At 51.4% G+C, this 19,747-nt stretch carries 20 protein-coding genes and 2 pseudogenes; 10 read left to right on the top strand and 12 right to left on the bottom strand.

Annotated elements, in window-relative coordinates:
- Window positions 1-15: 15 nt before the first annotated feature.
- Window positions 16-240: a hypothetical protein gene (locus tag ACOZJV_RS09535; RefSeq protein ID WP_421547457.1), complete on the bottom strand. Its 225-nt coding sequence runs from the start codon at window positions 238-240 to the stop codon at window positions 16-18.
- A gap of 700 nt (window positions 241-940) precedes the next feature.
- Here ACOZJV_RS09535 and ACOZJV_RS09530 point away from each other — a divergent pair.
- Window positions 941-1,156 (top strand): hypothetical protein, encoded by a 216-nt coding sequence (locus ACOZJV_RS09530; RefSeq protein ID WP_421547456.1) that lies wholly within the window; start codon window positions 941-943, stop codon window positions 1,154-1,156.
- Between the two features lie 36 nt (window positions 1,157-1,192).
- On the opposite strand, the gene ACOZJV_RS09525 is transcribed toward ACOZJV_RS09530, so the two are convergent.
- Complete coding sequence (locus ACOZJV_RS09525) at window positions 1,193-1,678, bottom strand: hypothetical protein (protein WP_421547455.1); 486 nt, start codon at window positions 1,676-1,678, stop codon at window positions 1,193-1,195.
- A 234-nt stretch (window positions 1,679-1,912) separates the two neighbouring features.
- Here ACOZJV_RS09525 and ACOZJV_RS09520 point away from each other — a divergent pair, with 234 nt between their 5' ends.
- Window positions 1,913-2,653 (top strand): hypothetical protein, encoded by a 741-nt coding sequence (locus ACOZJV_RS09520; protein ID WP_421547454.1) that lies wholly within the window; start codon window positions 1,913-1,915, stop codon window positions 2,651-2,653.
- Between the two features lie 133 nt (window positions 2,654-2,786).
- Here ACOZJV_RS09520 and ACOZJV_RS09515 read toward each other — a convergent pair whose 3' ends face one another.
- From ACOZJV_RS09515 to ACOZJV_RS09500, 4 genes are read right to left on the bottom strand one after another with little or no spacing between them, the layout of a single operon-like run.
- Window positions 2,787-3,377, bottom strand: coding sequence for a hypothetical protein (locus ACOZJV_RS09515; protein WP_421547453.1), 591 nt, complete (start codon window positions 3,375-3,377; stop codon window positions 2,787-2,789).
- Between the two features lie 43 nt (window positions 3,378-3,420).
- Window positions 3,421-3,891, bottom strand: a complete 471-nt coding sequence (locus ACOZJV_RS09510) for a hypothetical protein (RefSeq protein WP_421547452.1) — start codon at window positions 3,889-3,891, stop codon at window positions 3,421-3,423.
- Window positions 3,892-6,168, bottom strand: coding sequence for a Mov34/MPN/PAD-1 family protein (locus ACOZJV_RS09505; RefSeq protein ID WP_421547451.1), 2,277 nt, complete (start codon window positions 6,166-6,168; stop codon window positions 3,892-3,894).
- Window positions 6,165-7,340 (bottom strand): metallohydrolase, encoded by a 1,176-nt coding sequence (locus ACOZJV_RS09500; RefSeq protein ID WP_168224312.1) that lies wholly within the window; start codon window positions 7,338-7,340, stop codon window positions 6,165-6,167. Before ACOZJV_RS09500 ends, ACOZJV_RS09505 begins: the two co-directional genes overlap by 4 nt.
- Window positions 7,341-7,462: 122 nt before the next feature.
- On the opposite strand from ACOZJV_RS09500, the gene ACOZJV_RS09495 reads away from it, so the two are divergent.
- The 5 genes from ACOZJV_RS09495 (at window position 7,463) to ACOZJV_RS09475 (ending at window position 12,784) form a co-directional block, all read left to right on the top strand.
- Complete coding sequence (locus ACOZJV_RS09495) at window positions 7,463-8,323, top strand: helix-turn-helix transcriptional regulator (RefSeq protein ID WP_421547450.1); 861 nt, start codon at window positions 7,463-7,465, stop codon at window positions 8,321-8,323.
- Between the two features lie 57 nt (window positions 8,324-8,380).
- Window positions 8,381-9,154: a hypothetical protein gene (locus ACOZJV_RS09490; RefSeq protein ID WP_421547449.1), complete on the top strand. Its 774-nt coding sequence runs from the start codon at window positions 8,381-8,383 to the stop codon at window positions 9,152-9,154.
- 33 nt (window positions 9,155-9,187) lie between these two features.
- Window positions 9,188-10,135 carry a ComEC/Rec2 family competence protein gene (locus tag ACOZJV_RS09485; RefSeq protein ID WP_421547448.1) on the top strand — a complete coding sequence of 316 codons (948 nt, stop codon included), beginning with the start codon at window positions 9,188-9,190 and terminating at the stop codon, window positions 10,133-10,135.
- A 358-nt stretch (window positions 10,136-10,493) separates the two neighbouring features.
- Window positions 10,494-11,660 carry a restriction endonuclease gene (locus ACOZJV_RS09480; protein ID WP_421547447.1) on the top strand — a complete coding sequence of 389 codons (1,167 nt, stop codon included), beginning with the start codon at window positions 10,494-10,496 and terminating at the stop codon, window positions 11,658-11,660.
- 74 nt (window positions 11,661-11,734) lie between these two features.
- On the top strand, window positions 11,735-12,784 hold the full coding sequence (locus ACOZJV_RS09475; RefSeq protein WP_421547446.1) for a DUF4238 domain-containing protein: 1,050 nt from the start codon (window positions 11,735-11,737) through the stop codon (window positions 12,782-12,784).
- Between the two features lie 69 nt (window positions 12,785-12,853).
- On the opposite strand, the gene ACOZJV_RS09470 is transcribed toward ACOZJV_RS09475, so the two are convergent.
- From ACOZJV_RS09470 to ACOZJV_RS09455, 4 genes and pseudogenes are all read right to left on the bottom strand, one after another.
- Window positions 12,854-13,240 (bottom strand): DUF7693 family protein, encoded by a 387-nt coding sequence (locus ACOZJV_RS09470; protein WP_421547598.1) that lies wholly within the window; start codon window positions 13,238-13,240, stop codon window positions 12,854-12,856.
- 156 nt (window positions 13,241-13,396) lie between these two features.
- A pseudogene (locus ACOZJV_RS09465) lies at window positions 13,397-14,005 on the bottom strand (histidine phosphatase family protein); the annotation flags it as partial.
- 68 nt (window positions 14,006-14,073) lie between these two features.
- The gene (locus ACOZJV_RS09460) at window positions 14,074-15,075 is read right to left on the bottom strand and encodes a metallophosphoesterase (RefSeq protein WP_421547445.1); all 1,002 of its coding nucleotides are present in this window, start codon (window positions 15,073-15,075) and stop codon (window positions 14,074-14,076) included.
- Between the two features lie 325 nt (window positions 15,076-15,400).
- Window positions 15,401-15,868, bottom strand: coding sequence for a helix-turn-helix domain-containing protein (locus ACOZJV_RS09455; RefSeq protein ID WP_421547444.1), 468 nt, complete (start codon window positions 15,866-15,868; stop codon window positions 15,401-15,403).
- Window positions 15,869-16,173: 305 nt separating this feature from the next.
- Between ACOZJV_RS09455 and ACOZJV_RS09450 the strand changes: the two genes are divergently transcribed.
- The 3 genes and pseudogenes from ACOZJV_RS09450 to ACOZJV_RS09440 all read left to right on the top strand — a co-directional run.
- On the top strand, window positions 16,174-16,728 hold the full coding sequence (locus ACOZJV_RS09450) for a hypothetical protein (RefSeq protein WP_421547597.1): 555 nt from the start codon (window positions 16,174-16,176) through the stop codon (window positions 16,726-16,728).
- A 226-nt stretch (window positions 16,729-16,954) separates the two neighbouring features.
- Window positions 16,955-17,362: a hypothetical protein gene (locus ACOZJV_RS09445; protein WP_421547443.1), complete on the top strand. Its 408-nt coding sequence runs from the start codon at window positions 16,955-16,957 to the stop codon at window positions 17,360-17,362.
- Between the two features lie 12 nt (window positions 17,363-17,374).
- Window positions 17,375-17,569 (top strand): annotated as a pseudogene (locus tag ACOZJV_RS09440) (hypothetical protein); the annotation flags it as partial.
- A gap of 40 nt (window positions 17,570-17,609) precedes the next feature.
- Here the strand turns inward: ACOZJV_RS09440 and ACOZJV_RS09435 are convergent.
- Both ACOZJV_RS09435 and ACOZJV_RS09430 read right to left on the bottom strand, forming a co-directional pair.
- A complete protein-coding gene (locus ACOZJV_RS09435; protein WP_421547442.1) occupies window positions 17,610-18,425 on the bottom strand; it encodes a DUF1206 domain-containing protein in 816 nt (271 codons plus the stop codon).
- Window positions 18,426-18,696: 271 nt separating this feature from the next.
- On the bottom strand, window positions 18,697-19,746 hold the full coding sequence (locus tag ACOZJV_RS09430) for a hypothetical protein (protein WP_421547596.1): 1,050 nt from the start codon (window positions 19,744-19,746) through the stop codon (window positions 18,697-18,699).
- Window position 19,747 lies beyond the last annotated feature (1 nt).

The raw sequence follows: 19,747 nt of genomic DNA, 5'->3' as shown, positions 1-19,747 counted from the left end.
TAAGTGCCTCGCGCATCATTTCTCAGTTGAAGTATGTTCGTAAATGCCACCAACCTGCGTCGAACGAGCTGCCTCCTTGGCCTCTTTGAGTCTTTGCTCAGCATGTATCGCCGGATCGTCGTGTAGTACCAGTGGATAGCCTAATAGTGAGAGAGCCTCGGCTCGCTTTTCGATGAGCAAGCGTTCAGGATCACGATTCACTTGGTAGGCTCTTCCTGGTACACGTGGAATTTCAGTCATTAATGGTTCCTTAGGCGCTCGTACGCTTTCCCTTCCCCGAGGATACACTTTGGCTATGAGCAGAAAAGGAATCACATATCGGAAATAGCGGAGTGAAGCTATCCTGGATTCTGAAAATTCAAGCCTGGAGCGCTTCGGCAAGCGGAGCGCGCAGGCGTGCCGGATGTCCGCCCGAAGGGTCAAGACATGGCCTGCCATGGCTTGGTTTACGACAGCCCTGCGCCTCCGGCGTCACGCACTAATCATCAACCAGCTCCAACCTATCTGCAGGAAGCTGAAATGACCGGCGATCAACTGCGCGAACTTGAAAGGAATAGGCGAAAAGCTTTTTAGGCTCTAGCCAACCTCCACCCTGGTGATCCCAACGCATCTGAACTCCTTATCGTCCTCGATAACCTCGATGCCCTAGAGCGAGACAGCAGACCTTCCACGGATAAGGCACTCGAATCGAGTGAGGTGCGTGACGTCGTCTCGGTGAAGCGTCATAACTCCGGCATTGATATTGTCTTGGAACTCGATATCCCTCTGCCGTGGAGAGAACGCTTCCTGCAAGCAAGCGTAGGGTCGACCAGGTTGATAGATGGGTTTTACGCCTGCGACTGGGATAAATTCTTGGTTGGCTGGGATGTAGAGATGCGGCACTTGGAGCAGCACAGGGCTGCCAGATACAAACCTGAAACAGACTGAACGGATGACGGCAATGGGACAAGACGACGATGACACGGTGTACTGCGATATCCAGATGCCGCTAGCCCAGGGTCGAGAGCTTCTGGAGTTAGTGAATGTACTGCGAGAATTGAATGCTCACCCCTGTCTCGATAAAGTCTTCGAACGCATGCAAGACGAGCTCAGCACATCTATTGATATCGTCGAAAATCCACCGACCTGGGGCCCTTGGGGCCGAAGCACCACTTAGCACTGGCACCACGCTCCATCCAGACTAGCGACTAGCCTATCTAAAGGTTTGCGTACGCAGCCACGCGTCCACTTTTTGCCATCGGCCAACCTCGGAAAGCTTTGACCTTCCTGTATCTAGAAGCTCGAGCAGTCGCTGTCTTTCCTCACGAGAGGGAAACCAATCATCAATCTCGACGCTGCAGTGGTTGGACTCGCTCAGTGCCCATCTCACAATCATGTCCGCAGCAGCCCTATAGTGATCTGCCATGAACAGGCGATGGCCATCCACTGACCATCCACGCTTTGCTAGCTCATCGGTCACGTCGATGATGCCAAGGTCACCAAAGTAGGCTGTGGTGTCAGGGTAATGAATGCCTGCTAACGACACCTTACACACGCCGGATTCCCGATCAAAATATGCAAGGAAATGCCATCCACCCGTGGTGCTTCCAGGATGTGGAAAATTGATGGCGGCCTTGCCTGTTATGTAGTGCTTGTGCGAGACGCGTTTGAGGTCAAAGTCGAAAAGCGGCTGGGCCATGAGGGCTTTCCTGAATTTTTGAGCGCCGATTCGGTTAAGCGGAGCACACCCCAGTTCGTGGTATAGCGGCCCATCGAAGGGTGGGGATCGCGTTGTTCTAGTTGATGTAAATCATAACCGTATTAAAAAGCGTCTGGCATATCTCTACGCATTGAGAAGTATGCTGCAAACGAACAGGTAACGCTCGAAAAATACCAGTGAAAAAATATTGTAGTTTCGCTAAGGAATTAGTGAGTGCCGCCGATGATAAATGTTCACCAATTAGCTAAGGGTCTGTGCGTGTCTGACGGTATATTTTCTGTGATCAAGAGCGTTTTTCCCACGTTCGTGGCTGGAGCTAAAGATCTACAGCGTTCCATAATTACTCCGACCGAATTTTTCAAAGATATGAAGCTGCGCAATTACTGGTGTGCGCAAGCCAGCTTGATCGGGCTCGTAATGGCCGTTGCGTTATCACTACTAAGCTTTCCATCGCTGAAAGGGATTGGGATAGAGCTGAGTAAAGACTTTGTAGCCGTCATGGTTGTCCTGAATTGCATGCTCCTTATCCTCTATGGAGCTTGCTTCTGGTTAGGCGCACGTTTCATGTTTGGAAAGGGGTCGCTGTTTTCTACGATCAACTCATTTTTTTATATCTCGATTTGCCTAGTCTTCATGAAGATCGCTGAGATGCCAGCGCTGGGTTCGAGAATGACCGCTTTAGCGCATAGCTGTGAGCTCGGGGAATTTGGAGCGAATGTCACTGCAGCAATATCCGCAAGTTCTGTTTCCAGGACGTCAAACTTTTTGATCGGCGTATTTTACCTTGCATTTACTGTTTGCTCGGTAAAACTCCAGCGAGGCGTCAATGACTTCGGTATCGTAAGGGGAGTGGTGTCCGCGATTTTCGGGATGTTATTCTTAAGTTTAGCCGTTATTTATATCCAAGAGCCTGCAGTGTATGCAGTGGTCTGCGGCTACTTAGGCGAAAAGTGACTAACCATGTTTTGATTGGTTGGCTAGCTAGTGTTACGTCCTTGTAGATCAGCGATTAAGATAACTCATAATTTAACTGTACCATGGCTGGTTGTTTCTTTGCGTCAACAGCCATGGAACGGTTATCGAGGATTCAGACCAGCGGGCGTGGCCCGAATTCTTCTTCAATCCTTTCACTCCATGCTGAGTTTTCAGGTTTGTTAGCGCCCCCTCCTACTTTTCTAATAGCGTATGCGCGGCACACCTCCAGAAGCGAGGGCGGGATGTATTCCAGTATCCCTTTGTATTCTTTGTAGTCCCCGTCACGGTACTGGTACAAATCAGCGCACCAAAGATCGTAGACCCATTCACTGATTTCCTCGTCGCTTTGCGGAAGGGCAACCAATTCTTTGACGAATTTGTTCAGGTGCTGACGCTCCCTCTTGGAAAAGCCTCGGGTGGTAAGGCTAAAAAACTTCAAAGCCTTTATAGCTGGTCTAACTCGCCAGGTGAGCGAGTCAAGGGAGTCTGGAGCTCGCATCAGTGGCACTAGCTGATACGGATTGAGCAACTCGCCGGTATCCGTTGCCAAGGAATGCATTATACGGTCAAGGTGGAAGCTTCTACGCTCACTGCGCATGTGGCAGAAGGCATCAATGGTTTTATCAGTTTCCTTGCAGGGATCCGATATATCCCTTTCTGTGATATTACCTGCGCCATCCTGGTACTTAATGCGTATGCGCACTGTTGCTCCTGAAATTCTGTACTGGGCTGTAAAATGTCACTGTTCATCTATTGTCGGGCGGGGAGCGAGTCTCGGAGGCGCGGCTCTTATCTATCCCCCACACTGCTTTAGCTACCTCTTCAATTTTCGCGACAAATTTATCGACGTTGAGCCCTGCGATGAAAGCTAGCGCGAAGAAACCAATTTCACTCGCGTCAGATTTAGAGCTGGATTCCAATACCAGCAAGCCCGCTTTGAGGAAAAGATAACTAACGGCACCAGCAATCACGCTCGTAATAGGACGGATGAAGTACCACGCATACCAGTCCGTATTCCACCTTTTGTGGACGCATTTGTTCAAGTACACAGCCCTGAGGCAATAAAGGCAGCCCCCCACGCAACCAATTGCACCACACATCAACGGAATCCGTAGCACCTCATAAGGTTGTGCAAGCCAACCTAGCGCCATTGCGCCTATCGAGTAGGTCGCGATGAACAGCAACAGCACAAGGTAGCCTACGATCAGAAGCAGCACTTAATAGTCCTTCAATTGGTCGGAGTACGTTCCAATGGTAACTGTGCAATCAGTTTCGCCCATGATGAGCATGACAACTGGCAAGCCATCGTTGGCCATGGTCAGGGCTAAGGAAGCTAGTAGATTCATGTCGTCGGAGCTCGGGCGTGACGAGTGCTTGGGCGGATGCGAATGCCAGTCACCGATGTAGTCGACGACCCCGGCTGTTCTCCGACGCGTATCAAGAAGCACTTCTTCCTGGCCCTCGTACCCTCGAATGAAGGAGGTGGGTGTAGAGACGCTATCTGGAGGGGCAGGCATTCCTTTGACTATATTGATAGTTTTCAACTGTTGGTCAGTGTATCCAAGCAATATTCCACCTGTTTCATTAGGTAGCGCTTGGCTTCTCAGGCTGCGGATTTGTTCAATAAATCCTTGATCCCACCGGACTGTCCAGCCGTCTGACCGTGCTTCCTTTGATTCAGAAATGGCTATTTCATGCGCTGCGACGCCGCCGGTTTCATCGTTTACATCCCATACACACGCTCGCGCGCCCGATTTGGCTTGGCTCAGCCTTACCTGCCGGCTGAGGAGTGATGCGTGGAGGCGAATCAGTTCGACGGAAAGCCTGAGGGAAATATCTCTGCACCCGTTCCCGACCCATTCACCTTTGCTGTGTCCATCAAGATGAAGTTCTCCCCACGGCGACTCAAGGATTGCACGGTAGTATTGGGCTTCGATGCTCGATATTCGAACGCCCCTGTCGCGGTCTTCGAGAAGCAATACTGAGCTTCTACCTGAAGGTGTGAGGAATACGCTTGCAGTACGAGGTGTTCCATCACGCTCACCTAATTCCCTCGGTACATGCAACGTCGTCGTGGCGTCCACTACTAAGCTTGCGTTGCTTAGTGCCGCCGAGACATTCACATCTTCGTCGACAACGCTCGCGTCAATCGCCATATGCGGTGGTTGTTCGGGGAATATTTGATCCAGAATGCTTTTAACGGCTCTGACTTTCGGGGATCCGATAGCAGAATCCGAAATGATATGCCGTGCCAGGTTGTGAGGCATAGCTTGGTCAGGATCTATCAAAGTCCACTGACCCCAAGACTCTCTCGTCCACGTTTCCACCATGGAGCTGCCGAGAGCACCTACCCCAGCGATCACTCCTTCGAAATCCGAATCTACAGATTCCAGGCACGACAATGACCGGATGAGTGGCTTGTCGAGCTTATATCGAAGCTGGGTTGGCAAAATTGAAATAGCTTTCCATCGCTCCTCTAGCGTTTGGCCTATGAGCTCAACGGGGCTCCAGCTTCCTCGGTATTCATCATAAAAAAGCAACCCGCAGGCTTCACCCAGATGGAGCAGGGAACTGGTAACCCAATAGGCGAGGTCGTCAACCTTGTCCACTCTCCCGTTCCGAAGTCTCGGAACCGATAGCAAAATAAGAACGCATTTTGGACGCTGTTCATTGGATGAAAGATCAGTGACCGAAATCAACTGCTTGATTGCTTTGGTAAGCTCGTCAAAAAAGGAACCGCCACGAATAGCCACCCATTGGTCAAGGTCTCCCAATGTCGCTGGGAAGCGCTCGACGCGCGAGCTTTCAACAGGCGGCAAATTAACGCGAAGGGTAGGGATACCCTTCATTCCACATGCCGTTGCTGCATTCGCATCTACATAGTAGCCAAGGTAAGTGGTGACCTCAGTGCTACCGGACTCGGCTTCAACAAGAACCAAACGGCGAGCAGGGTTTAAAGATTCCTGGGCGTGTTTGGCGGGCAAGATAATTTGGAACGATGTGTTGAAAAATAATTGCTCCAAAGGCTGATCGCCGAGATGAAGCGAATTTTCGGCTGATTCCCGCAACCACCAGAGCACCCTCGCAAGAAACTTTTGAGGAGTCCAGGAGCGCTGAATCTCTGACCATGTGCTGTTGTACAAGCATAAGGAAAGTGGCTCGCCGGTACGGGTGTAATTTTGATGGCCTAGAACAGGGAACTCACTTCTTAAAGCCCTCACCCCAACAGGTGGGTCTTCCTCCGCGTTCACAGTGAGTGCTAACCACTCCTTACGCAAGATACCGTTTGGGTTGTGGGCCCCAACCGACCCGTCTCCGGCCTTCACCACAATTATCTCGGTCAGGCCTGTGCCGTCTGATAGCGACCGGACTTCCTGGATCTGGAAGTATTCATGCCTTTCGCATGCTCGATAGATCTCAACCGAAAAGGGAAGTGTCAGTGCCTGCGCTCCATCTTCGAGTGGGTTACCCCACTCGATGATACTGAGGCTCACTTCTTGACTCCTGCCCGAGGTGCCGCCGCTGCCACAGCGCTGCTCGCTGCCGCGATTCCTACAGCTGCTCTCACCAATCCCGATGATGTGACCTCAAACCGGATCGTCTCTGGTTTGGCCTTGTCGCCGACACACAGAAAAATCCCGTTGACGTCATCCAGGATGGACTCGTACTCCCGCTTAGCTCGAATGCAAGGTGGGTCGTTTTTGTCATCGACCACCTTTTTGCTGCTGGCGACAATGATCGCACCCTGACGAGCTTGACCCAACGCAGATCTTGCACCCTCGGATACCTCTGCATCTTCCCCATAAGTCGACCAGCTGTGGTGCGAAAGTGCGTGCCACGAACAGTGGTGCGGAGCCTGGAGCAGATCGTATTCCAGCACTTCAGGAGTTTCTTTGTAACGTTCCCAGATTCGCTCCCAGATAGAGGTATGGGCATCGCCACCAGTCAGAAAGCGAGTTTTATTTCGGCTGAATGACGACGGAGCCAACTCGATACTCAAAATCACACTTGAGTGATTTTTCGAAAGAGTCTCTTCTGTCTCGTCATCCTGCTTGGGCATAGGTGCCAAGAGTTTTGCGCTGAAGAAGTCACCGTAGGTATGCCCGCCAATGGTCGAGAACGTCTCCCCTGTCTTCACTAGGATGGGTTGGATGTTGTCGGTTTTACCTCCTTCATCCTCACCGAAAACTCGAACCCCATTACCAACCACTGCGTAGCCGAGCTCCTTCCAGCGAAGGACTCGGCGCCTTGCTTCAACGTGAAAGGCGTGGGCGTCGTCACACAGTGTTAGGCCGAGCGAGTTACGTCGCCGAAAAATCATAGGAGACGACCACATCTCACGAATCACGATTCGCTTTTCAGCCTGCGGCTTTTTATCGTCCGGGTAGTCCTCAATCGGCCCAAGCCAAAAATGCTTGCGCACGCCGAGGCAGTGATCTTCGTCAGGATGGCTGAGAAGAAACGCATCCACGTAGGGGCGTTGGTCAGCATCTGTCAGCAACTGCTTCCTCAGCTCCCCCGCAACATCTGGCGTCTCATCCTCAGGATCATCTGCCGCTTGGCGAATCCGGACGTCAATAATGATGGTAGTGGCATCGGCGTTAGCCAGTCGCACCATGGTCATGTCGCCGTTACCCACCGGGAAAAACGCAATTTGTCCAGCCATGGTGCACACCCCCAAAAGAAGACGCGAATCGTCGTGATGGCAATACGGTACTCATAAAAATTAGATGAGTCTAGTTTTTAGTAGTGTTACCATCGCACCATTCATTGCACTAGGCTCAACAGATGACTGACCACCCACCAAAAAAGGCAGGCCGCTGGGGCCAGATGCGCCGTTTGGAGTTCATTGACTTCAGGCTTTTGTGGGAAGGACGGGTAAATCGGGCTGATCTGCTCGATTTCTTCGGAATTTCTGCTCCGCAGGCTTCTTTAGACTTCGCTAGTTACTTGGAGCAGGCGCCAGGAAATGCAGTCTATGACAAGACCGTAAAGGCCTATGTGGCCACGGACACGTTCACCCCGAAATTTGCTCCTGACGACGGTTTGCGCTATTTGGACGAGCTTCTCGCTCGGGAGATGGGCGTGATTGATGAAGCAGAAAGCTTCATCGGTTGGGCGCCTCCGATGGATTCGGTGCCCAACCCTATCCGTCTAGTCGATAAGCCGGCGCTTATAAAAATTCTTCGAGCTATTCAGCGGCAGGAAGCGCTTGAGATTAATTACCAATCGATGAGCGGGCCAGATCCAACCATCAGGACTGTCGCGCCACATGCTTTAGGGTTCGATGGCTACAGATGGCATGTGCGGGCCTATTGTTTTAGACGTAACCAACACATAGATTTTGTTCTCGCAAGAATACTTTCGTTGGTTCCGAAAGACCTGCCGTCTACACCACCTTACGATAAGTTATGGCATACCTATGTACAGGTGGTAGTTGGAGCTAACCCTGAGTTGGACGAAGGGCGTCGTCGTGCCATTGAGTTGGATTACGGTATGCAGGATGGCCAAAGTACGTTGACCACCCGTCAATCTCAGCTTTGGTATCTTCTACAAAAGCTTGGTCTCAGGAACCACAATCCTGATCCTAAAGCACAGCAACTGGTACTTCTCAATCAGCCAGAGTGCCAACAATGGTTAGGTGAGTAATCTAGCTCGTGCACAGTAATTCAGGCCGATATTTGCAAATCTACTGATGGATTAAACATGGTTGCGATATTAGAGTTGGTGAAAGATCCCTACGAGCGAAAGGCTAGAGTGATACCAGGGCTTCTGGTTTCACTGCCGCTGCTTGTGCCCTTACTGTGCGTTTATGGTGCTAAACATCCCGTACTTACCAGTGTCATTGGACTGCTGGGCGGGTGTGGTGCAATCTACGCGTTGGCGAGCGTTGCTCGTGGTCGAGGAAAAAAGCTGGAAGAAAAGCTGCTAAAGACATGGGGAGGAATGCCTACGACTTTAGCCTTGCGGCACAGTGATAAATTCCTGGATAGCGTCAGTAAGCAGAGATATCACCAACAGATATCGTCAAAGCTGGGAATTGATATGCCTAGTGAAAAGGATGAAAAATCGGATCCTGCTAAAGCTGATGATATCTATATTGGCGCGACTAAGCGCCTCAGGGAATTAACTCGTGGCAATAAAAATCTCCTACTGAAAGAAAATATCGCCTATGGCTTTCATCGCAATATGCTCGCGATGAAGGCTGTAGGAATTCTGTCTTGCCTTTGCGGATTAGGGTATGGCGGACTGATTGCGGGAGTAATTCGAGTCAAGCCGCCTCATTTTGAGCCGATTCATTTGGCAGATCCAGGGCTTGCAGCAGGGCTCACAATCCTTATTTCTGGGTCACTTTTGATGGCTTGGTTATTTTATTTCGACAAGGATGCTGTAAGGCGGATGGGTTTTGTCTATGCGGAACGCCTGTTCGAGTGCCTTGGTTCCCTACCCAATCCGAGGTCAAGAAAGAAACCGGTCTAAATCCAGGTGGGGCCATAGGAGCTATGGGCTCATATGGATTTATCTTTAGAAGAGCAGTCAATTATAATTATGCAGGGAGGCAAAATGCCTACGATAAAAAGCTTATCCGTTGGTAATGGCGATATGTTTTACATTCTTCATGGTGGTGATAATTTCACTATGATTGATTGTAATCTGAATGCTGACAATTCTGATGAGATTATCGCCGAGCTCAAGGACGTATCAAAAACCAAGAGTATGCGACGCTTTATCTGCACTCATCCGGATGAGGATCACTTCAAGGGCATCGAGAAACTCGATAAAAAGTTTCCTATAGCGAATTTTTATTGTGTGAAAAATAAGGCTCGAAAACCGGATCTGACGGATTCTTTTCTCCATTATTGTGCCTTGAGAGACGGAGGTAAGGCTTTCTTCCTTGAAAAAGGGTCAAAGCGGAAGTGGCTTAATCAAGGCGATGAAGAGCGCGCCTCTTCAGGGGTGCAGGTTCTTTGGCCGGATACCTCCAACGCGGACTTTAAGGAAGCTTTGCGGAAATGCGATGCTGGTGAAAGCTTCAATAATGTGTCCTGTGTGTTGAGATACTTTGTAAAAGGAGGGGCAAGCTTCCTTTGGTTAGGTGACCTCGAGACTGATTTTATGGAGAGCATTGTAGACGACGTCGAATTGGAAAAAACAACCATCGTATTCGCCTCTCATCATGGTAGAGCATCCGGTAAGATTCCAGACTCTTGGCTCGAAAAGCTTGATCCTCAAATCATTGTAATCGGTGAGGCTCCATCGCGGCACCTTCACTATTACACTGGCTATAATGTGATTACTCAAAACAAAGCCGGTCATATTACGATGGATTGCATAGATAACATGGTGGATATCTATGTAACTAACGAAGAGTATGAGCGTGATTATCTTGAGGATAAGGGGAAGCGAGCATACCCAGGTTATATTGGGTCATTAGAGGTCGAGACTGAATACACGCTCTAGCAGATGAACCTACATGGGGCCAGCTGCCCAGTACGATTGTGTCCCTAAGCCCAGCTGAAAGTAACTTGGGTCAAGATCATCCATTTTCCGCAGACTAGGAGCCCGGACGCCCCCTAGGAGTTCGGAGTAGTCGTGGGAGGATGCTTTGGCGGTGCCCCGTTACCTGGCAGGCCTGAGGCGCTTCTAAGCGCATCAGGCCTGCCGTCAATGTGCCGGTCTCAGCGCTGGACATTTGTACTCCTGGGCTATCGTGTCCTCTACTCCGTAAGCCCGATGGACGAGCTGATGTCACTCAGCTATGTTCGCTTGCACGATCAAGCGCGGAACCGCGCGAAGACTAAGGAAAGGAATCAGCGCGATGATTTATCAATGCAATGGATGCAGCAGGACTACCTTCGAGATCGCATGCCCTTGGTGCATGGGTTCTCAAGTTTCACCGTCATCAGAGCTCACGTTACGACACCTCACGCCACTGGATCCTTCTTTTTATCCCGATTTTCAATACAGATCCAAAGGCTTGATTCAAGACTTTTTCGGGAAGAAGAAGGAGCAAGCCCAGCTCAACGATCTCCTGAATAACGTTTTGAGAAAGTACGCAGAGCTGAAGCAGCCATACTTCACAAACTTCATTCACACAACTCGTGAAAGCGCAGGTAGCAGCGATGACGCGGGCGTACCTGGGCCACGATTGGATGGTGTGTACAGCGAAAGGGAATTGTTCAGAGAAGTCCTGATTCGCAAAGGCTTTGACGAGCTTGAAGGGCTTCCATCCCTCTTAGACAAGCTGTTGCAGACCACCGCCTTCAACTCTGCCTATCTGGGCTTCTCCAGAGAGCTAACCCGACACATTCGAACTGACCTTGCCGACACCTTACGTTCTTGGATTGAAGAGGCAGGAACGACCTTCAGGTCTGACTTGGCTTTGTTCTATTACTACCTTTGGGAAAATGACGTTGCGTTCCCAAATGTGCAATTCAACCCTCAAGCGGCTTCGACATCTGGTGTGCCACTCCTCACGATACAGGTTTTCCGGAATGGCCTGAGTCTCTGCGAGGAGATCTATTTCGATATTCTCGTCGAGCGGCTTGGATCTCAGCTGGAGCATTTCAATCCGAATCAGTTCATCACCATGTATCTGGTGGATGCTATGGACGGATTTCAATTTGAAGCTTTCCTGGTTGAGATCTTCCAAACCATTGGCTATGACGTTAAGGAAACCAAGAAAACTGCTGATCAGGGCGCCGATCTTTTCGTTACCCGGTTCGGTAAAAACATGGTCATCCAGGCTAAGAACTATTCGGGCTCCGTAGGCAACGCGGCTGTGCAGCAGGCCATCTCTGCTAAAGCGTTTTACGGGTGTGACGAGGCGATGGTAGTCACGAACTCCTACTACACGAAATCAGCGAAGGAGTTGGCCAGCACGGCGGGGGTGCGGCTAATCGACCGTGATGGGCTTCAGAGCTACCTTGATGACTATAACCAGAAGCTTATCGAGGTCTTCCAGGCCGAGGAAGAAAGCGCCTAGGCCTGTGCCCGTCAGCAGTCTAGACGGCAATCGCCAAGGCATCATAAGCGTACAGATCTGAGGGAGCACGCGACGTGTCAGGGGTACGACAGCACTTCATTCCGAGGTTTTTGCAGAAAGGGTTCAGGACTCCAGGTAATGGCAAAATTGTCCGGTGCTGGGTATACGAACAGAATAAGCCCCCCAGATCTGCAAACATTCAAGATGTAGGACTTGAAAGGCATTTTTATGCTATCGACGGCGAGCCAGATCTGGACGATAAAATCACCGACGAAGAGCGGGACGTTTACGTACCTTTGATAGACAGCCTACGGGCTGGCAACCTGAGCGAGGCGGTGGTCGAGAGGATTCCAGCGCTGTTATCTCACTTAGAAATCAGAAGCCGCCATGTTCGCCAGAATATGCAGTCGATGGTTGATGAGTGTGCCACTGGCATTCTTCGGTATCTTTCAGATCCCGCTACCCTCCGTGCGTTGACTCAAGTTCATTTCAGACCAGGTTCCCCTGTGTTTGACAGTGCTTTGGCAAAGCAGGATGTTAGCCCGCAGCAGCTTCAGGCTTTGCTCACTATGGATGAATCACTCCTCGACCGAATCATCGAGCCGCTCGTCGCGATATTTGCAGCCCAGATGCCTGCCCTGTTGATGCGTATTAAGTCTTCAATACCCGACATGATAAAAGCCAGTCATGTCCGCATTCTCAACGAGTCTGTATCGCCAGCTGCCCGCGCCCTGCGTTTCAGCGCGCTTCATTATTCGGTTCAAAGATTTGAGTCAGGCGATCTGCCTCTAGGGGATTCAGTCGTACTGTTCCATGTGAGAGGCGAGCGCTCTTTCAAGCCCTTCATGGATAAGGATGATGAGCTTGTTCACGTAATTCTGCCGCTGTCGTCGGATCTGTATCTTCTTGGGGAGACGGATATCTCTCAGCCACCGCTTTCCCAGAACCTGCCGCTTGAAATCGCCCGATGCTCTATGAAGTATTTCATCTGCTCGCACCAGAGTGATCGTACTGTTGATTTTCCGGCGCAGATAGGACGCAACGCTAGCTGGCTTTCGGCACGAGAAATGAGCGTATTACTCGGAGAAGTGCTTTCGGGGTTGATGGGGCAGAAGCTAACTTGACGCGGAACAGTCAAGGCGAGGTTACGCGAAGGGATCTTCCTGAGATGGTTCGTTGAGATGTAATCCTCATCATAACGCCTTCAAAAGCCGCTCAAGTGTCTGATGCTCCCATGTGCTGAGCAGTGCAAGTGGATCAGTGCCAAATCGATTCCCCGAGTCAAACGACCAGCGCCGGCCTTCCGGACTTACGCCTTGGTCACAGTAGTCCAGCTGATCGCAGTCGTTGTAAATCGATATCTCCCAACCGTCTACCTTGATCTGGAAGTGACCGGCATAAATCTCGTCCCACGATTCATGACCCACCTTACTCATGACGCTTCGACCGAAAATCGCCTCCTTCAGAACCTGGGATACCTCTCTTGCGGAGAGCTCAGCCGCAGTGTTTTCGCTAACGCTACCTACGTGGGATGAACGAGCTGCCGCTCTGGCAGCGTTCAGCCTTTGCTCAGCGTACATAGCCGGATCATCACCTGGCAGCGGATAGCCAGCGGCTGAGAGAGCTTCGGCGCGCTCTTCAACAAGCAGTCGCTCAGGATCACGAGCGACTTGATAGGCTCTGCCCGGCACGCGCCAAATGACATCCATTCGTGGCTCCTTAGGGACTGACCGGCTTACTTTCCAACCGGCTTCGTCGGGATCTTTCGAAAGCAGGCACCCACCACAATTGGGCACGTGGTTCGCAATTTCATACTCACGCCAGTCCATCATAGCTCCGGCATCAATGCCGAGCGTCTTGCGCTCAATTAGCCAGGCTACAGCGTTAATGAACTGGCCATGGGAGTAAGCAACGATGTCTTGGGCGGGATGCTCTGCAAGGCACTCCAAGAAAGACTGAGCTCTAACTATGAAATCTAGAAATGACTCAGCGCCTTCACCATCCGTGAAACCAGGATCTGCTTTGGCCCAATACGCCTCAACCCATTCTCGTCTTTGAGCGACGGTTGTATTAGCGCAACGCGCAGGTTCGAGATAAGTGAATTCGTGGATGGGCCAGGTTTCAAAAGGGATAAGAGGAAACACCGCTGCGGTCGCCATAGCGGTTGAGTGGGCTCGGGTGAAAGGCGAGGCAACGATCAGAGCCGGAGCATGGTTGAACGACAATGCCACAAGCTGCGCTTGCTCAAATCCTCTCGGAGTGAGAGTAATGTTCGCGTGATCTAAAGTGGCTTGGCCCGCGTTCGCAGCGCTCTCTCCATGTCGTATTAGTCTCACATGCTTCATTTACGAACTACTCGCACAGATTCGACCATCATCTCTCTTAGATCCCCAAGGTTACTGGTACTCAACCTTCAATCAAGAAGCCTCGACAGCAATCCCTCTAGCTGGGTGCCTGCATGCTTGAATTTCAGCTCTTCGAGCTTAGCTTCCCTTCGTTCGCCGGTGAGCAAGCTGAGTCCGTGAAGCGCATTAAGCAACTTCTGAGATTCACCGATTTCCGAACGCAAAGTCAGCCAGGTAGTGTTCACTCGACGAGCTAACTCGTCGGCCTCGTGGCTCAAGCGTTGTGACTCAATTAGCTTGTTAGCGTTGGTGGTGGCCTTAAGATGACCTAAAGCCTGCTCAAGTTCGTCAAGGAGCTCGGTAACAGCCTCCGATTGGTCAAGTGACACGGCGCGCCCCTCCACATAAATCGTGTCCGCCTGAACGCAATAGACAGCTAGTGGCCCTTCACCCCCTCCGGTGCAGTCAAGTGCAAGAACGTTCCCTAGCCGAACAGGCTCTGGAATCCAGGTGTGCCCCGTGCACACACGCCAGACCCCTTTGACACCTTCTCGATGGTGCTTTTTGATCCGCTCGCGCCCCCATAGCGCGATCTCTTCTACAGCAGGGATTGATATGTCTCGAGTGAACTCGACCCATGACATCCCGGCAGGGACATCAGCATGAACAACGCCAACCAAGCCGCGAGGGGACTCGATTTCTATGACTGTGGGAAGGCTCTCGAGCTTCCCAATGACCATCTCTTTCGAGTCGTCAGCGATGGTCGACCACCAGCCTGCACCATGAGCTACATAACGAGCGCTGGGGTTTTCCCTGTAAGCGTCGATAAGCATTTGCTCATGGTTACCTTGAACGGTGAAGAACCACGGCTCACCAAGAAGCTTCAGACCGTCGAGGACTCCAGGCCCGCGATCTATGAGGTCACCCACTCCGATGACTCGGTCGATAGCTTTGTCGAAACCTAGCTTCAACAATCCTTTATGAAGATCCATCGTCTTGAAATGGATGTCACCGACGACAAAGTCGCGACCGACCTCGTTCCGAGGAAGCCTTAGGACTTTCTGACTCATGCGCGGGGTTCCTTCCTCAATGGCGAGCTACCAGGTGGCCAAACCCGTATTGTCCACCCAGCGACTGCACCTTCCAACAGAAATATGGACAGACAGGATGACTACACACCATTGCTCAGGGCTGAGGTATACCGAGTTTCTCTCGTCGATGAAAATTACTAGAGCAAGCGGAACGCGCAGGCCAGTAAGGCCGGAGACGCGAGGATGGAAGCCCAGAGGGCCATGACTTGGCGTCAGCCATGGCATGGTTTACGACAGCCGACCCGATAGGGCGCGCCAAAACCGCGATTTGCTTCGATTGCAGGATTGCTGATGTTCTGCAGGCTTATGTATTCCAATATTTTTGGACAGTGCTTCGCGCAACGCCGAGCTTTTCGGCGATTGTTTTCCTGTCGAAACCTTGCGCTTTCAGGGCTCGAACGTAAATCGCATTAACGGGCCGCTTTGGCTTGCCTTGGGAGCGCTTGATGAGCTTTCCGTCACTGAATTGCTCCTCTACCAACTCCCACCCTCCAGACATCTCGAATTCCCTGACACGCAAGGCAGTACGCTGTAAAGCCTCTGACGGGAGTTCTTCACCCTGCGCAGCAATGGCGAGAGTGACCATCGTCAAAAGGTCGAGCCCTAGGTAGTCAGCGATCTCGTCCAGCTTCTCCAGCGTCGGCGTCGTCCTGGCCTGCTCAAGCTTCCCTAAATTCGTTCTGTGCGTCGCACCTGCCAGATCCTCGTAACTCAACCCTTGGTGTGCACGGGCTCCGCGTAATGCCCCCGCCAGCGCTTCCTTCAGATTCATGAGTCGGATCCTCAAAAGCGAGGATAGAGCCACGGCAAGCGTGTTTCGATAAACAGACCATAGTGATATTATCGTGACACATGGTTTGCCAAGCAGTCGTTTGGTCATAGCGGCGGGATGTTTGGATTGATGATGGATTGGTCATGAGAGCAGCACCTAAGACACGGCTAGGGACGTTTCGATGGGAGAAGCGCTCATCAAGTCCGACGTTTATGGCCCGGGTAAGTCCGCCTGCAATTGTCACTGAGCGACGTCTTGGCAAGAATCAGATCGATTTTTTTGAGAGAAGGCAGGGATAGTGAGTGATGAAGTTCGATTGCGTGAAAGTTTCAGGAAAAGTTGACTACGTTCGATCTGTTGATCGAATGAACGGCGGACATAAAGCTAAAGTCAGCATTGACGGTGCAGTTATCCCGAATTTGCAAGTGTCGAACAAGCTTTATGAAGAGTTGGAGGTCGGCGAGAGTGTAACTTTGTATGGCCTGTTTAAAAGAAACAATGACAAAGAAAAAAACACAGGCATCTTGTACGGCTTGGCGAAGCAGAACGGCGAGAAATCCTTTGCAACCCAGTATAGATATCAAGTCCCGCTTTTCCTGACGGTCACTGCGGCCATCGCATTTTGCTTAACATTCGTCGCCGGCTGGATAGCTTCAATATTTCCAGTGCTGTTTTTCTTTGGGGAAAATTCAGATTATATGTATACCACTACGGTATTTGCAGTAATTGAGTCGAGCTTGGTTGCCGCCTTTTTCCTGTGGAGGGCATGGGTGATGTTCAACGCTACGTCTAATCCTGAAGATTGGGAAACTACCGAAGCCGCAGCTCTATCGAGTCGCTTCAGTAAGTTCCACAAGTAATAGTCCTGTACGTAGTGCACGCTTACACCCGCCCCGGCTTCAGGATCGCTGCGCCAGACTTTCCTTTCCTTGCGAGTATCGGGCAAGCGGAGCGCGCAGGCGTACAGGATGAGCGCCCAACGGGCTGAGACGCGGCGCAGCCGTGGCTCAGTTCTCGCCAGCCTTCCGCCGCAGGCGGCACGCCATAGCTACTGCCCTACATCAAATCAACAAGGATGCGGCTGAAATGACCCACGATGAACTCCGTCAGCTTGAGGGCGCTAGGCGAAGGGCTCTGTGGGCCCTTGCATGCCTCCGTCCTGGCGATCCCACTGTATCCGACCTCCTTGCCATCCTCGATGATCTCGACGACCAAGAGCGAAACGACACCCCCTGTAGCGATAAGCCACTCGACCTCATTCAGGTTCGTAACTCTGTCTCGGTGATGCGCCATAACTCCGGAATCAACATCATTTTGGAGCAGACTATTCCGCAACCCTGGAGAGAGCGTTTCTACCAGGCAAGCGTCGGGTCGACCAGGTTGGTCGATGGGCCTTACGCCTCAGGCTGGGATAAATTCCTGGCGAGTTGGGAAGCAGAGATGCGACACCTGGAGCAGCATCGGGCCGCAAGAAATAAATCTAAAAAAGACTGAGCGGGTGAGGGCATGAGACAAGACGATGACACGGTGTACTGCGATATCCAGATGCAGCTAGCCCAGGGTCGAGAGCTTCTGGAATTAGTAAATGCACTCCGAGAATCGAGAGCTCATCCGCGTCTCGACAAAGTCTTCGAGCAGATGCAAAACGAACTCAGCACGTCCATCGATATCGTAGATAACCCGCCAACATGGGGGCCTTGGTCGAGTAAGGCTCCGCATGGCGGTAAGACTCCGTTGCTCATCAACCCCTGCTCGGCACTCCCGGCACATCCATGTTGATCTTGCGCCAAAAGGCTTCTGAGAAACTGTAAACCGAGAAAGCAATCAGCCCTAAAGCCATAACCATCAAAATCAACCATCCAGCAGGTAGATCTTGGAGCGCATCCAGTGATTCCTTCATACCAGGTGGATCTATGGCTTGATAAGTGGAACCGCTGATGGCCAGTAGCAATGCAATTTCTAAGAACACGACTCCACGGGCAATTAGTCCGAATCGTGATACAGGGCGGACGTAGCGCATGACTTCCTCGTCGGCCTCAAAATATTTCTCGAACGATGCTTTCCATCCCTTGATGATATGAGCAACGCCCACACCAAGGGGAACAAGAGCGATCAGGTACACCAACAAATTCGAGTGATCCCAAGACAAAAAATGCGCTAGCCAGTCTTTGGTCTGCCCTCCGGAATCGCCCGAACTTTTAATACCGCTAATGAGTAGGCCCAACGCAAAAAACGCAAGAGCGCCGTTGACGATGCCTCCGGCGAACAGGCCTGCGCGAATCACCAAGCCTTTGAATTTTTTGCCGTGGTGATCGACATCACGGGTAGCTTGCAGGACGCGCCAAGCTGCGAATGCGAGCAGACCCGCCACCACAAGCCCAATCAGAAAATAGCCGAATGGTTGGCTCAGCAATGCTTCCAGGCTCTTGTGGCTGTCCTTCGGTTTTGTCGAGTCTTGTGCTGCGAGCAACGCGAAAATACCGATGATCAAATACAGCAATCCTCGAGCGGCGTAGCCTCCACGAGCGAGTATTACTAGGCTGTGTTGCGCGGACATTCGATGTATTCCCGAGATCTGATACAAGAGCAGACCCCTCGTGCGGGGTGGGGTTCTATATCAAGCCGGTGACTGCGGGGAATTCGTCATCCAAGGCGACTGCCGGCATCAAACCTGAGCTCAGTACGTCCATCGATTTCATGTATTGCTTGCCAGCGCGGAGGCTTTGATGTCAGTGAAAACTCTTTATCGAAGTGCGGAAGTTTGCGGTCATATCCGATGGGCCTGTTAGATAGAGCGGCCAGATAGCTCTGAGAGGTGGTTTTTTAGACTAACGCTTCCGTGCACGCCATATTTCTTCGATGTCGAGATTGGCCAAGGCATCGCGCATCAGCGTAAAGGCGTTGTCCGAAAACTGAGGAATACGAGTCGATCCAAATTCGAATACGTTACGGCACTTCACATCTTCGTCTATGCCCAGATGTGCTCGTAGGGCTTTGGCTTTAGGTTGGGAAAGCCCGACCTTCTTCGCGAGATCGGCTGCTCCAAGATGAAATTTTTTCTGTAGATCTAACTCACGCACTGCCGCAGCCTCTGCTGGGTCATCTCCGCCGATATATCGTACAGGCGCACCTACTTTTTTCGTGAAGTGAACAACCAAGTTCACGCCTTCGCCGTCAGTACGAGTGCCCACCATCGAAAGTCGAGGGAATACTTCATTGATGCCTTGGCCGCCACGCACTGCCTTTTCTACCCGATCAATATCGCGTTCGGATACTTCTACTTCTTCCACCGCGATGGATTCCATGGCCAGCATTGATCGTATACGGCCACGTGCTTCATCACGTTGACGTCTTCCCGGCTCCAACAAATCCCTAATCAGGTTGTATTCCCTATCCACTAAAAACTCAAAATCACCTGGCGGCATAGTCGACACTGGCAGTACGCGAGCCGGAATGTGATCAATCAGGCTAATCTCTAATGTTCGGAGCAGGTAGGCATCAAATGCCGTTATCAACGCCCTAGTGTTGAGGTAAAGCAAGTCTTCAGCAACAACCACCGACCAATGTTGGGCAGCATCACGCAGACTATCCACCGCGCGCATCACACCGGCTTCTTCTTGAGTCAGACCATAGTGGGCAATGCAAAGCCCAAGGCTTTTGTCGAACGAAATTGAGCGCCCTGTAACCTTATCGAATACTTTGGCCTTGTTCTGAACAAGGACTGCCTTGAGCAGCATTTCACAGGCGTGCTGAAGGTGGAGCAATACAGTAGTGATACGGCCATCGTCGTCAAAGCTATTGAAGGACTGCATCCCGATACGAAGGGAACTGACAGCTTTGATCTTAAGGGTTCGTGCGTCCCGTAATAGCTTCATTATT

The organism is Pseudomonas sp. QD4 (genome assembly GCF_049199125.1).
Classification (GTDB): domain Bacteria; phylum Pseudomonadota; class Gammaproteobacteria; order Pseudomonadales; family Pseudomonadaceae; genus Aquipseudomonas.
Note: the sequence above shows the minus strand (reverse complement) of the source record. Positions and strands in the feature narration are given on the sequence as shown.

Excerpts from the sequence above, each read along its gene's own strand:
- ACOZJV_RS09435 (WP_421547442.1), bottom strand. The coding sequence starts at position 18,425 with ATGTCCGCGCAACACAGCCTAGTAATACTCGCTCGTGGAGGCTACGCC.
- ACOZJV_RS09490 (WP_421547449.1), top strand. The coding sequence starts at position 8,381 with ATGGTTGCGATATTAGAGTTGGTGAAAGATCCCTACGAGCGAAAGGCT.
- ACOZJV_RS09455 (WP_421547444.1), bottom strand. The coding sequence starts at position 15,868 with ATGAATCTGAAGGAAGCGCTGGCGGGGGCATTACGCGGAGCCCGTGCA.
- ACOZJV_RS09445 (WP_421547443.1), top strand. The coding sequence starts at position 16,955 with ATGACCCACGATGAACTCCGTCAGCTTGAGGGCGCTAGGCGAAGGGCT.
- ACOZJV_RS09470 (WP_421547598.1), bottom strand. The coding sequence starts at position 13,240 with ATGTACGCTGAGCAAAGGCTGAACGCTGCCAGAGCGGCAGCTCGTTCA.
- ACOZJV_RS09450 (WP_421547597.1), top strand. The coding sequence starts at position 16,174 with ATGAAGTTCGATTGCGTGAAAGTTTCAGGAAAAGTTGACTACGTTCGA.
- ACOZJV_RS09530 (WP_421547456.1), top strand. The coding sequence starts at position 941 with ATGGGACAAGACGACGATGACACGGTGTACTGCGATATCCAGATGCCG.
- ACOZJV_RS09460 (WP_421547445.1), bottom strand. The coding sequence starts at position 15,075 with ATGAGTCAGAAAGTCCTAAGGCTTCCTCGGAACGAGGTCGGTCGCGAC.
- ACOZJV_RS09495 (WP_421547450.1), top strand. The coding sequence starts at position 7,463 with ATGACTGACCACCCACCAAAAAAGGCAGGCCGCTGGGGCCAGATGCGC.
- ACOZJV_RS09535 (WP_421547457.1), bottom strand. The coding sequence starts at position 240 with ATGACTGAAATTCCACGTGTACCAGGAAGAGCCTACCAAGTGAATCGT.
- ACOZJV_RS09480 (WP_421547447.1), top strand. The coding sequence starts at position 10,494 with ATGATTTATCAATGCAATGGATGCAGCAGGACTACCTTCGAGATCGCA.
- ACOZJV_RS09525 (WP_421547455.1), bottom strand. The coding sequence starts at position 1,678 with ATGGCCCAGCCGCTTTTCGACTTTGACCTCAAACGCGTCTCGCACAAG.
- ACOZJV_RS09500 (WP_168224312.1), bottom strand. The coding sequence starts at position 7,340 with ATGGCTGGACAAATTGCGTTTTTCCCGGTGGGTAACGGCGACATGACC.
- ACOZJV_RS09485 (WP_421547448.1), top strand. The coding sequence starts at position 9,188 with ATGGATTTATCTTTAGAAGAGCAGTCAATTATAATTATGCAGGGAGGC.